Source organism: Paenibacillus agilis (assembly GCF_007786455.1).
GTDB lineage: Bacteria > Bacillota > Bacilli > Paenibacillales > Paenibacillaceae > Paenibacillus_B > Paenibacillus_B agilis.
In genome coordinates, this window is record NZ_VNJK01000001.1 from 3,460,657 (window position 1) to 3,474,948 (window position 14,292).

Sequence of the window (14,292 nt, forward strand, 5' to 3'; positions counted from 1 at the left end):
CATCTTCGGTAATAATGATCAACCTAGTCTATACGAATATCATATCTAAAAATGAAGCCCACGTCCAATGTTCAGTCCATCCTCTTTGTTACAATATGTATCCCTATTTCCTGCTATTAATCTATTAAAAATCGATGATGCTAGCACATTGCACTATCTTTAGGGCTGACAAATGTCTTTAAGAGAGAAATGAAAGCACCCCACAGCCGCAGCATAGAGGTGCTTAGATCGCACATCACACTAGAGAAGAGATAGAGCAGCTAGCGTTGCAAGAGGCAAAATGATCGGATTGTAGCCATATCCATAGTTATAGGGATAGTAGGGGTAGTAGCCACCATAGTAGGGATAAAAGGGCGGCCGTGGCCTGGGATAATATCCGCCATGTCCGCCGTGATATCCGTGGCCTCCACCATGGTACCCAGGACCTCCACCTCCAAACCCATGATGAGCAGCCATCCCACGGTAACATGACTCACAATAATAAGGTGTAGAATAAGCCGAATAGTCCTGTGACATGGCATATGGATATGATGTCATTTGTTCACCATACTGACTATTTTCTCCGCCTGAAGACGTTGGGGACAAATGCACATGCGTATCATCGACGTGAGTAATCACACCTTGATAAATTTGATTCTCGTTTGTTTTTAGTTGGACATGGTGGTGCATATATTTCTTACACATATCCTTCAACTCACCATTGACAGCCAATCCGCCGTATTCGTCATTTGGCTTCCACGCGTTTCCTCCCGCTGCTTGTTGTACAACAGTTCCTTGCGGCGCTACGGGATATGGTTGTTGATTAGGCACAGCCTGCTGCGTAACTGCCTGCATATTGGGCATTGGCTGTATGTTAGGAATTGACTGCATCGTGGCCTGCATATTCGGCATTGGCATCGGCGGCATATTGGACATGGCTTGCATCATCGATTGCATATTCGGTACTGATTGCATATTTGGCATGGTCTGCATAGGAACGATATTAGGCTGCATATTTTGTGGTACAAACGATGCGCCAAAGTTAGGAGCATTGTTTCCGTCAAATCTCTTTTCCGCTTGAGCACCTTGTTTAACTTGTGGTTCAACCTGGCTACCTTGCTTGTGATTATCCATAGTAACCTCCTTATTGACTAGCACAATCATGTAATGCTCCATGATATTCGCCTACGCCCAAGGAGGTGAGCAAATTACCAAAACAACAAGCAAATATTTATATATAAATCACGTACACTTGCAATAATTGAACAACAAAAAGACACCTCATCCTGCAATTGCAGGCTGCGCATAAACGCTGTAAACATGTTGTTTCTACAAATGGTGTCTGTCTTATACGTACATGTGTAATGTAGAAACAACAGGTTTACCGAGGTGTCATCCAAAGTAAAAATGTCGGTAACTGTATTATAACAGTCGTTAAAATCTGTTACTGTGATTTGCTTCACAATGTGTCTAATCCGAAAGTTTTAGTTCCAAAATAAGAAAAGAGCTATCCCGCTATCATCTTAATCCTTACAACGTCTCTACCCCAATCCGTGAGCCTCTGCCCGCCTGTTCAGCTGGTATCACTACAATCTTTCGCGGCAAACGAGCACGAAGTTCAGGCACGTGGCTAATGACCCCTACAGAAAGCTTATCATGATGCAATTTCTCAAGTGCAGTAATAACCGTGTCCAGCAGTTCTGGATCCAGCGTACCGAAGCCTTCATCAAGGAAAAAGAATTGCAAAGGATACATGCCTCTAAGCTGAATTTGTGCAGATAGAGCCAGCGCTAAGGCAAGAGAAGTCAGGAATGTTTCTCCACCAGACAAGGTAGATACAGGTCTTCGAATTCCCCCATTTACATCATCCCGGATAACAAATCCTCCGCCTGAGTCAACTTCCAACGCGTATCGCTGCTTCGTTAGCAGCTTTAAACGTTCAGATGCAGCACGGCTAACTTGCATAAGCTGCTCCTCAGCGACAAACTCAACGAATGCATTACCACGGAATACCGTTTGAAGCTGTTGCAAGCGGCTATGGCGTTCACGACCGCCGCTCATTTGCTCCTCTAATTCCATCCAACGTGCATGCTTCACACGCAGTTGTTCCACATCGCGCTCCGCCTTCACACGCAATGCAAAAGCTGCTTCGTCACGTTCTGCCGCCGACTGCCACTGCTGAACACATGCGGACCAATCTTCATCACCTATCTCTCGACTTTGAAGCTGCTCCACGATTCGATTCATACGAATTTGAATGGTACGCTGCTCTTCTTCATAAGCCGCATACTCCTCGGCTATCTGCTGACGTTCCGTCTCTGCTAAACGACAAACAACAACCTCATCTGGATTCGTAAATCTGGCTTGCTCTAGCTTTTGATGAAGCTGCTGTTGGGCATCACGGAGTCGAACCTCTGCACTGTTCGTAGATTGCTGTGCTAAGGCAAGCTGCTGCGCTGCTTCTGCCTCACGACGTCTTGCTAATTCAGCATGCTGCTGCGTGTGTTCTTCACGTTGACGAATGGCAAGCAACTGCTGCTCATTGGAATGAAGTTGCGTCGGTATTGGTCCAAACTCCAGCCAAGGAGCAAGTCTCGCATCGTACTCTGCCTTTATTCGCAATAAGCCTTGTTTGGCTGTTTCACTTTGTACGACTACAAGCTCTGCCTCACGATGCAATTGCTGCTGCTGCTTAAGTTGGCCTTCCATTTCCTCGATGTACGCTACGCTTTTCTCATAGCGCTGACGACTATCTTCAAGCTCACGATCCGCTTCTTGACGTGCCTGCCAATGCGCATCTAGTGTTTGGGGCTCCCATTCAGGATACAACTCCTGCCAAGACTGGCACTTGTCCTTTAATACCTGGTTGACCGCAGCGTTTTGTGCAGCTGCTTCATGATACGCTTGCTGTGAAATATTCAAACTTGAAACCGCCTGCTGCAAACTCCATAGCTGCTCATCAATGGAACGAAGTAGGCTTTCTTTTTCTTGTACTAGATGATCAACCCGTGAAACTGCCTGAACGGCACGCTGCTTCATTTCAAATATTTCATCTAAACTAGTGCTGTTTGTTTGCTGTGTCTGGATATTTTCGGCCTGTGACGCTGCAAGAGCTACAAGAGAATTCGACTCATCGTTCACTGCCATTTCCTCAAACATTAGCTTCGCCTGTACAGCAGCTGCTCCCTCTTCCTCTGCACCTGAATGCGGCAACCAAGATGCAGCACGCTTATTTGCATCTGCTAAACGATCGCGCAGCTCTGTTCGCAATGAATAACAACGTTCGAGCGCATTTTCCACCGAAACGACTGTTGTCCGCAGTTCCTCAAGCCATTGGTCATAGTCCTCAACTTGCTTTTCCGCCCTGAGATATATCTCCTGCTGCTCTGAATAGTTATGAGTCAACAACTCATGTTCCTTCGATCCACAAACTGGACAAGATTCACCAGCTTTCAGTGTTTCGGCCAACTCAGCGGCCAACACAGCCTTTGAAGCATCCCGCGCTTCGATTCGTGCCTGTTCCAGCTCGATGCGAACCTGTGCTGCACACTGTTCAGCCCGCTGCTTTGCTGTCATCAACTCACGCTGCACTTCACCCACAGAAGTCAGCCAAGCTGGCATTTGCTCGCTCCATGCAACAGTATGCTCCATTTGCTCACGCATCGCTGCATTCGAACGTTCAAGCTGCTGCTTCGTCTGTTCCAATTGGTTATCCAACTCAGCCACACGACGTTCTGCTTCTGTTAACGTCGTCTTCGCAAGACGTGCCTCTTGCATACGCTCTCTAAGTGCAGCTGGACAATCCAGCTCACGCATCCGTTGTTTTAACTCACCCTGCCGCACAGCTGCTCGCTGCAGCAGCTGGCTGATACGAGTTATTTCTGTTTGAGCGTGGACAGCCTTATCAGTAGAAGCGAGGCCCTTTGTCTCATGTTCTGCCAACTCGACCGTCAATTGCTCCAATTCATGATTGACCTGCGCAGCCTGTTTCAATTGATCAATCCGTTGATGAAGCTCAGGCTCCTGCTGCTCACGTTGGAACTTCGCTTCGTTCCATGCTTGCTCTGCTAACTGTAGTGCAGCTTGATCTGTCTTAGCTTGCAATTCAGCATTGCTGAGCACCTGTATACTACGATCACGCTCTGATTGCGCTCGCGCCGTTTCATCAATAGAAGGCATCACTTGCTCTGCCTCCAGCGCACGCTGCAAACGCTGCTGTTGATGCTGCATCCGCTCGGATTGCTGCTCCCCAAGCTTACGACGTTCTTCTAGCTGATCACGCTCAGCTTGCAATTTGCGAAGCTCATTCCAAGCTTGGTAGCGTTCCTCTGTCTGCTGTCGTTCAGCCTTAGCTGCCTCAGCTGCCTGTGCCGTCTCCTTCATTACTGCTTCTGCCGTCTCCAAAGCTGCAGCAGACGCATCTCCCAGCCCTTGCTGCTCCGCCAAACTGGTACGTATTTCACTTTCCGTATCCTTCAGTGAACGTGACAGCTTGCCTGCCAACACATCGCCATAACGTTCCAAAGAAAACAAACGTTGAAGCATTTGACGACGCTCACTGCCCTTAAGGGAGAGGAATTCAGCAAACTTGCCCTGCGGCAGTACAACTGCACGCGTAAAGTCATCCATCTTCAATCCGATATGTTCTTCAACGAGTCGGGTAACATCAGCAAGCTTGTCTGCTAACACAACATCACCTTCGGCTGTAACTTCAACAAATCGGCTAACGGAATTGCTTATACTAATCTCATTGGAACGCTTAAATCTTCGCTCTACTCGAAAAGTCTTTGTCTCTTCCGCACTGCTTAATTGGAAAGCAAAAGAAACCATCAATTGATTCTCAGCTTGGTTCATAATGCCTTGAGTTCCGTTCGTCGCACGTTCTACTTTGCCATACAATGCAAGTGTTATCGCATCTAAAATCGTCGATTTACCACTGCCTGTTGGACCGAAAATACCGAACAAGCCACTTTCGCACAGTGTTTCAAAGTCGATAACCTGCTCCTCCCGATAGCTCTGGAGACCACTTAATTTCAAAGTTAATGGCTTCATCCAGCAGCCTCCTCCTCTACAGGTTCTTCTTCACCGATCAATTCAAGGAACAGATCGACGAGAGCATCATCAGGAGATGCCCCTCCTGTCTGTCGCTCATAGAATCTGCGGAACAATTCATGAACAGGCATAGCCGCACGCTGACCTTCCTCTTCAGCGATTGCTTCCATTTCCGGATAAATAGGACGAATATGCACGATGCCAGCATGAGCACGACGAATATGTTGAATTTGTTCCATCGTTAAAGCCTCAGTTAAATGGACGCTAACATCCAGCCACGCTGCAGCATCACGCCCTTCGTCAAGCCAGTTGCACAGCTCTGCATAGCCACCTTTGGCCTGCCAAGTAGACAACACTTTACCCGAAGTTAAATACTTCTCTTCAGGTGCAATTAGTGAACCTGGAGCAGCATCGAATACCGTGACAGACTTCGTTTGTCCTGCTTCTGAGAAGCTATAGGCAATGGGAGACCCGCTGTAGCGGATAACTCCTTTTCCTTTAACCATCTGTGGTCGATGAAGATGCCCTAATGCAACATATTGAGCATGCAGCAATTGTTGCCCAAGCACTGGGTAAAAGGCATCTGGATGTACCGTATAAGCTCCTCCAACTTGAATAGGACGTTCCGACTCCGTTTCTTTGCCTCCAAGCACATACAGATGACTCATCATCAAATTAACCGTATCAGCACGAAAAGCTGCTGTCTGCTTTGCAAACAATTGGGCTACCTTATCGCTATAAGCAGAGCGAATAGCCTCTTCCTCATTATTTTGTGTAAGCAATTGCTTCAATCTCGCTTCCGATGGATAAGGAAGCGCTGCGATAATTGCTTCTTCGTTCGTACGTGCAAGCTGAATACGCACCGCTTCCTCAGAGGGCTGGCCAATCAGCGTAATCCCTTGACGTCGCAGCAGTGAAGAAGCCGCAGCCAATCGATCAGGATGATCATGGTTACCCGATATAATAACAATGGAGCGTCGGCCTTGATCCGACAAACGTTCCATTGCTTCATAGAACAATTGCTCCGCTGCCGCTGGAGGATTGACGGTATCATATACATCCCCAGCCAATAAAATAACGTCGATCGCTTCTTCGTTGACGATCTGTACGAGCTCATCTACGAAAGCTTCTTGCTCCTCCATCCGACTGCGTCCCTCAAGGGTCCGGCCAAAATGCCAGTCCGCCGTATGCAACACCCGCATGTACATCCTCCTCTCTTCACATGTTACTTGCTTAGCTATAGTGATTATTTCAGCTAAACATCATCTAATCATATCGTCAGTACTCAGGATTGCTTTACTGTAGGCTATAGTAATCTCACTTCTTTAGCTTCGAAGAAATACAAGGCTTGCTTATGAACAGGACGTTTCCATATTTGCTCAATTGCACGTGCATATAGATCAAGCTGGAAGCGATAATGCTCTGCAAGACCCTCTACACCACCGTGTTGACTTCTCACCCGGTCTGTCTTGTAATCAAGCAATATCAACTCATCATTAGATTGAAAAATACAATCAATAACACCTTGAACAAGCACCGTTTCCCCATCCAATAGATCCGAATTATCCTTCGCTGCGAATGTGGAAGTCGCTACATAGCGAAGTCTTTCGCCATTGTCTCCAGATGTAGAAAGTTCTATCGCATAAGCTTCTGCGGCCGTAAGCCCATAAGAGAACGGAAGCTCCCGCTGCACCCAATCTGCATGTAGTAAGCGCTGGCCAATGTCACTATCAAAGAAGGCATATACACTATCAACCTCAATCGCCTCTGCTTGTGCAGCTGTCATAATCTGACGCTCCTGCATGCCGATTAGCGTTTGTGTAATAATATCCGTACTCATGCTTCCATTAAGCGGCAAATGCTGCATTAGCAAATGATACGCAGTTCCCCGTTCTGCTGGAGTCAGCCGTTTCTGCTCCATAAAGCGAGGACGACGCAAATGCAGCGTGTACGTAAAGTCAGATCCATCTTCCAATCCTGATACTGAGCTAGGCTGCTTCTCATTTCCTTTCTCTTCTATCGCGGATGATACTGGTACAGATAGAACCTGCTGCTCCAATTGCAGCTTCTCATGTTCAACCTTGTTCTCAAATAGCTTTTTCTCAACAGGCAAGCTATCTCCATCCGAAGCATTCATATCCTCTTCGACTTCACTGCTATGAACCCAAGTAGAGGAAGGCAAATCATCCTGTGCAAACAGACGCTTCATCTCTGTAACCGATGTCTTCGCCGGGAGCATTTCTGCGAGTCGATAAGGATCCCTCCAACTGAGGCGTTCCGCTATCGTCTGCTCATGTTCTGAGCGTTCTGCCTCGACATGCTCATCCAATGCAGCAATTCGCTCCAACAATGCGAGCTTATCACTTATAGAGGAATCATCCGTCTCTAAGCTGGAAGTCAGCGCAAGCATCGAGACAGGAATAAGCGTTAGCTTCCAGTCCGATGGCTCGTTGATCATGCAGCTGCCATTGCGATTCGGCAAACCTGCCAACGTACGCCACTCAGACGCGGCTTGATGGCGAATTAACGCTGGGCCGATCCAATCGATATAACTGCGCGCACGAGCAATCAAGTAATCAGGCAGCAGTAATGATTCTACATCAAGAGCTTCTCCCCACTGTGAAATCACTTTAGCTGCATCGTTTACCGTACCGATAAGGATCATCTTTTCTTTTGGACGGGTCAAGGCAACATACAACACACGCAGCTCCTCCGCCAATAGCTCCAGCTTCATCTGGCGACGAATGGCCAAATTGGCCAACGTTGGATAAGTAACACGTGTTGATTCATCTACATACTTCGGTCCGAAGCCCATTTGCTTGTGCACGAGGAAGGCGGCATTCAAATCTTGCTGATTGAACATTTTCCCCATACCTGCAATAAACACAACAGGGAACTCAAGCCCTTTACTTTTATGAATCGTCATCAGACGCACGACATCTTCCTGCTCTCCCAATGCTCGAGCTGTTCCCAAATCGCCGCCCGTTTCTTTCATCCTATCAATGAAACGGAGGAACGCGTATAGCCCTCGAACAGAAGAACCCTCGTATTGACGAGCACGATCGTACAAGGCCCGCAAGTTAGCCTGACGCTGTGTACCGCCTGCTAATCCTCCAACCCATTCGTAGTAACCCGTCTCACGATAGATGCGCCAAATAAGCTCGGATAAGCTGCCTTGACGCGCTTCCTCACGCCAACGCTCCCATAAGGACATGAAATGCTGGACGCGATGTACATCTTCCTGACTAAGCAGCGCTTCACCATCAAACTCCATTTGCACCGCACTAGCTGTTCCGGTTTCGGCTGCTAGTGTTAATGCATCAAAATACGGCTTATTTTTCGCATACAAGCGAATTTGTGCCAATGATTCTGCGGAAAGCCCTACAATAGGAGAGCGAAGCACACCCGCGAGTGGAATGTCCTGATAAGGGTTGTCTATGACGCGCAGCAGCGACACGATAATTTCCACTTCCGTCGCCTGAAAATATCCCGTATTAAACTCCGCATAGGCCGGGATACCTTCCAATCGAAGCTCCTCAACCATTAATGGGGCCCATGATTGCGTCGCACGCAGCAAAATGACGATATCTCGGTAGCTGATTGCCCGCATTCGTTTTAATTGTTTGTCGTACACCTGAGCAGGTTGCTTACGCCCATCACCCATCATCATTCGTATTCGAGAAGCGATGGCTCTTGCTTCAATTCTTGCGGTCTCCAGCTCCGATGGATCGACTTCCTGTGTCGGCGGCTGTTCAGCCTCAAGGACATCTTCTTCATCCCCAGCTTGAGACTCCGCTGCTCCACCTTTTTCAATTAGGACAAACTCTGGTCGAACATGATAGTCGTAGTCGCCAGATGCTGTATCCCCTTGAGCATCCAATTCTGGGTAATACATCGCACCGCATACAAGCTCCGCATCACGATCATAGCTAAGCTCGGCCACTTGCCGATTCATAAGCTGACGGAAAAGCATATTAACTGCATCAACAACCTCGATCCGACTTCGGAAATTGCGTGCCAGATCAATGCGAGCACCCTTTGGTGCACGCTCATCATGGCCCCCGAAATCATTCGACTCGGTATTTTCTAACACAGCTTCATCTTGCATTCCTTCTCGATCACTATGCATATCCAACTCATCATCACTGTGATCATAACGTACATAATGATCGTATTTATTCATAAACAACGTTGGATCTGCCAAGCGGAATCGATAAATGCTCTGCTTTACATCACCGACCATAAAGCGATTGCCTTTATCTTGACGTGAAATTAAGTTCACGATTGCCTCTTGCACCATGTTTGTATCCTGATATTCATCCAGCAAAATTTCAGCGAATTGCGCTCGGTATTGCTGCGCTGCATCCGAAGGCTCCGTACGTTCTGGTGTGCTATTAGGTGCACGCAAAATACGAAGGCAATAATGCTCCAAGTCCGAAAAATCCAGCCAACCTTTTCCTCGCTTGGCATGCTCATAACGTTCACCGAACTGCTGAATAACATGGACGAGCGTATTCATAAGCGGCGCCATATTGTTCATTTCGATTAAAAATTGTTCTGGTGCACGTCTATACAACTCTTCACGCAGCTGCGTGAAGCGAGCCTTTGCTTGATCTCTCAGCCTCTTTACTTGCTCTTGCAATGACTTCTCGTAACGATCGCCACGGCATGCAGGTAACCTGCCAAATTCAAGCTGCTCCATAAATGCGCCCATTTCATGCCAGGAATGCTGCAGTGCTCTGCTGTACAATTGAGCGGCCATCTGCCATTCCTCAGTTAATACAATCTGATAAGGCTCAGGACCTCCAGGTGCTCCACTCAACTGGGTTGCTTGCCGCAATAGCTCTACAATTGCATTTAGCGTCAATCGGGTATCCGCCATAATACTTGTCGCCCAAGGCGAAGCAGAAAGCTCCTCTACAGAGCCAGCTCCGAAAGATGCTGCCATTTGCTGAAGCCATGCATCCGGCCACGGATGACTGCGTGAGAAATCATATAAACGCTGTACAAGCCGGAACGCAGCTTCATCATTTCTCTCTCCACTGAACCAGTCAACAAAGCGTCGGAACCCCTCATCCTCTTGCTCATAGTGCTCTTCAAACAACTCTTCCAGCACATCCTGACGCATCACTTGCGTCTCTGTTTCATTCGCAATTCGGAAAGAAGGATCCAATCCGATCATTTGGAAGTAGCGTTGAATGACCTCTAGACAGAAGGAGTGCAAAGTAGTTATCGAAGCACGATTCAACAAGGCCAACTGACGATGAATATGCTCCGAATCAGGAGACTCAGCGAGCTTCGCCTCAAGAGCAAGACGAATACGTTCGCGCATTTCTGCTGCCGCTGCCTTCGTAAACGTTGCAACCAACAGCTCATCGACATGAACGGGCTGGTGCTCATCTATCACCTTGCGGATAATCCGCTCAACAAGTACCGCCGTCTTGCCTGATCCCGCTGCAGCCGCTACAAGGATATTGCGTCCACCATCAACAATCGCTTGCCACTGCTCGTCCGTCCAAGTAGCATCTTGTGGCTTGGGTGGAAGTGATGATGTAGTCGGCACAGGTACAGATAAATCCGAGAGATCCGATGCCCCCTCTTCTGAAAACAAAAGCTCTTCTTTATCTGAGATCTCCAGCATGTCAAAAAGATCGATAGCTATCTGTTCTACTTCTTGCTGCAATGGTTGCTCGGCTTTGACTTTCGTTCGCTTATTTGTTTGATCCATGAGATGACTCGCCTCCTCCCTGCAGTTGCATCCATACGTCGTCTTTACTCATCCGAGGCAGCATTCGATATTGATTGCCTTCCAACAGCTCATCGAATTGACATACAGGCTTGTAGTCACAATAGTCACAAGCTTTGCTAGGTCCCATTCGATAAGGCTCAATTTGAACTTCACCATCTGTAATGTGCGTGCCTATACGTTGAATAACATTTCGCACATTATCACGTAAAACATCCCACTGTTCAGTTGTAGCCACACTCGCATTGCTGTAGAACGATCCATCTTGCTTCACCGCTACAGGCAATATGTCTGAGTAGCCTTTCTCCAATGGTGCATCCATCTTGGCCACTACTTCGCGATCCGCCAATACAAGACCCTTCATTTTAAACTTCTTCATTAGCTGTTCATTTGCCAAATCTGGCGCCATTCCGTTCGTAGCAGCAAGCAATGGATTATGCACATGGAAATAAAGCGCCCCTGCTGGCAATGCGGTTTGTCCGATCCATTCTTCCGCATGAGTCAGCAGCACATCTAAATACGTCAGCATTTGCAGAGATAAGCCGTAATAAACTTCATGAAGCTTTAAATCCGTAGAGCTAGACTTATAATCAATGACTCGCAGCAAAATACCTTGCTCACTATCTGCGCAATCAACCCGATCAATCCTACCGATAATCTCCATCGTGCAGCCGTTGTCCAATGTAAATTGAAGCGGCGGCAGCGGCTTGTCCGGTCCAAAATCGATTTCAAGCGCCAGCGGTTCAAATTCTCCCCGCTTCGCATGTTGACCGATGATGTCCGCAGCCTTTGCTACAATCTGCTTCAACTTGCGTGAGATATGCTTATAACGATTAGTACTCATCAGTATTTCGCCTTGTAGCCGAGGCGACAGCAAATCAACGATGCGATCTGCTTCTGCCCGGCTTTCATCAGCTGTCAATGCTGCCCAAGAACGTTGATTAGACTTTAAATCATTCGCGAATTGACTTAAAGCCGCATGGAATAGCTGACCTATGTCTGGCGCTTCTAAGCGATACAATTGACGCTGTCTTAGTTTAAGCCCGTGTGAAGCAAAATGAGAAAACGGACAAGCGACAAATCGCTCCATACGCGATACACTCGTTCGAAGCTTGCTGCCATAAAGCTTGCGGCTCGTATTTTTATCTAAAGGCTGCACTTGGTTGCGATACAACAGCGAGCCTGTTAAGGTACGTAGTCGGTGCTGCCAGCTTGGCTGAGCGCGCAGCCAATGATACACATCCCACCATACAGGCGAGATCGCCACTCCACGGCGCCACTCTCGCAGCTGCGAAATAAGATGACGCAAAGCCATTTCTGGATGTGCCACATAACGCAGCTGCTCTAGATCATCCATGAATTCATTTGGCTCAGCTAACTCCAATTGCTCTTCTACATGCGGGAAGAGCTGGCGGATTTGACGAATGACTTCGGAAGGAAGCAAAGACTTTCCTTCCTCATCAGCAAGCGCATAACTCACCCATAGTGTATGACTAGCTGCCGTCAATGCATTGTAAATGAGAAAGCGCTCATCCAATAGCTGACGACGAACACCAGGCGCCAATTGCATACCTGTGTCGAGCAAGACGTCACGCTCGTTCTCCGTGAGTACACCATCCTCGATAGGTCGAGCCGGAATAATGCCATCGTTCGCACCTAGCAAATAGGCATGTTTAATCTGACCCGTTCTCGTCCGATCCATCGATGCGATTAGCACTTGATCAAGCGCAGGAGGAACTAGCGCCAGCTTGACGCTCTCAAAGCCTGTCTCCAGCATACCTGCGAATAATTCCAGCGTAATCGTCTCATTTCCAGCCATCTCAACTAGCTGATCGAGGATACTCAGCACCGCATCCCATATTTGACGATGCTCACGCGAACGCTGTACATCGCCATTCAGCATCGCCTCAGCGCTCATGCGCTCTAAACGATGCGGTACGCCCAAATCCATCCAGAAGCGATACAACGCTTCGCACATATCGCGAACATCGCTTGCACGAGACAATCCTCGCTCCAACGCCATAAGCGGTACAGCAATGAGCTGTCGACACTGCTCGATTAAGGCTGGAGCCCCTGTTTCTTCTTCTGAGGAATTGTCTGCGTCAAGTGACAAGGAAGGAACTTTCGGCCAAGGGCGTTTGCTCACCCAACGCCTGCCCTCAATTCCAGCCGCCAATACATAATTCTCAAACCTGTCCATATCCAATCGTGTAATCGATCCATCTTCCGGCAGTACGAAGTCTGTTTTAATAAAGCGAAACACTGCATCCGGCTTCCAGAATCCAATCCAAATATCAAGCGCTGCTCTTGTCATCTCGACAAACGGATGATGAAGCACACCTGACTTCTGATCTTTAAAATAAGGAATATCGAAATCTGTAAACACCGTATCAATAAGGGCGCTGTAATCTCCAATATTGCGGACTACGACTGCCATGTCACGCCAACGTGCCTCACCATTGCGCACACGAGACAGCATATCTCTTACGGCCGCCTCAACCTCTACTCGACGATTGACAGCTGCGTGCACAGTAACGGCTTGCTGCTCTTTCTGTGTAACCGTCGAATCCTGCCAAGCTGTACGCCGCTCATAATGCTTCTCAAGGTGGGACAGCAAAGGTGACTCCTTAAACCGAAGCAAGCTGCCTATTGCTCGCCCATCCAATTGAACCAAGTCTCCAATTGGCACTTGCAGCGTGTCAGCAATTTCTCTCAGCTGAATATACGTAGTTGCAGTAGGATGAAATAGGTTCAGCTCATGCGGCGTTTGACCTTGCTCATATGGTCGATCCAAGGTAAGCGCAATTCGCACATCTTTCGATTGCAGCATTAGTGCAGCTAATACGGATAGTTCTTGTGGCGTAAAGCCATGGAAGCCGTCGATCCATATTTGAGCATCACGCACATAGGAAGATTGCGGTACGCTTTCCGCCAAACGCATCAACACATCTTCGCCATCTAAATAATGCTGGGACAATTCGATTTCGAATTCCCGCATGACTTCTGTAATATCGCGCAGCTTTGCAGCCAGAAGCGGATGCCCTGACCCTCCCGTCAGCCAGCTAAGCTGCTCCTCAACGTCAGAGGACTGAATCCGGTAACGTTTCATCTCATCGAACAAGGAATTCAATTTCTCAATAAAACCGAATTGCTCTGCTGTGCCAGAGAAAAGAGAAAGATTGCTCTTCTTTTGCTGCATAATGCGATACAGCAGCATCTTCTTCCCTTCTTCATTAATAGGAGTCAATGCTGTACCGCCAGTCTCCTGCATAACCCGATATGCCAAACGACGGAAGCTTAATACTTGCGCACGCAGCAAACCGTGAAGCCCTTCCGTCTTAACCAGCTCATGCTCCAATTGGAACGTCCCTTGTTCCGGCACAAGCAATATAATAGGAGGTCCTTCTGGTTGCTGAATGACCTGTTCCCGAATTTGATCCAATATATGAGTCGTCTTCCCGCTTCCCGAACGACCTATTATAAATGTCAAAGCCACTTTTTCTCACCATCCTTAT

Annotated in this window: 5 protein-coding genes; all 5 read right to left on the bottom strand. The window is 47.9% G+C overall.

Going from position 1 to position 14,292, the window contains the following annotated elements; all coding sequences use genetic code 11:
* Nucleotides 1–240: 240 nt before the first annotated feature.
* The 5 genes from FPZ44_RS15350 to addB all read right to left on the bottom strand — a co-directional run bounded on the left by FPZ44_RS15350 (nucleotide 241) and on the right by addB (nucleotide 14,273).
* A complete protein-coding gene (locus FPZ44_RS15350; RefSeq protein WP_144991411.1) occupies nucleotides 241–1,113 on the bottom strand; it encodes a hypothetical protein in 873 nt (290 codons plus the stop codon).
* Nucleotides 1,114–1,509: 396 nt separating this feature from the next.
* Complete coding sequence (locus FPZ44_RS15355) at nucleotides 1,510–5,031, bottom strand: SbcC/MukB-like Walker B domain-containing protein (protein ID WP_144991412.1); 3,522 nt, start codon at nucleotides 5,029–5,031, stop codon at nucleotides 1,510–1,512.
* Nucleotides 5,028–6,233, bottom strand: a complete 1,206-nt coding sequence (locus tag FPZ44_RS15360) for an exonuclease SbcCD subunit D (protein ID WP_144991413.1) — start codon at nucleotides 6,231–6,233, stop codon at nucleotides 5,028–5,030. The genes FPZ44_RS15355 and FPZ44_RS15360 overlap by 4 nt, the downstream gene beginning before the upstream one ends.
* 104 nt (nucleotides 6,234–6,337) lie before the next feature.
* Complete coding sequence (addA, locus tag FPZ44_RS15365) at nucleotides 6,338–10,759, bottom strand: helicase-exonuclease AddAB subunit AddA (RefSeq protein WP_261378339.1); 4,422 nt, start codon at nucleotides 10,757–10,759, stop codon at nucleotides 6,338–6,340.
* Nucleotides 10,743–14,273 (bottom strand): helicase-exonuclease AddAB subunit AddB, encoded by a 3,531-nt coding sequence (gene addB / locus FPZ44_RS15370; RefSeq protein ID WP_144991414.1) that lies wholly within the window; start codon nucleotides 14,271–14,273, stop codon nucleotides 10,743–10,745. Before addB ends, addA begins: the two co-directional genes overlap by 17 nt.
* Between the last annotated feature and the right edge of the window lie 19 nt (nucleotides 14,274–14,292).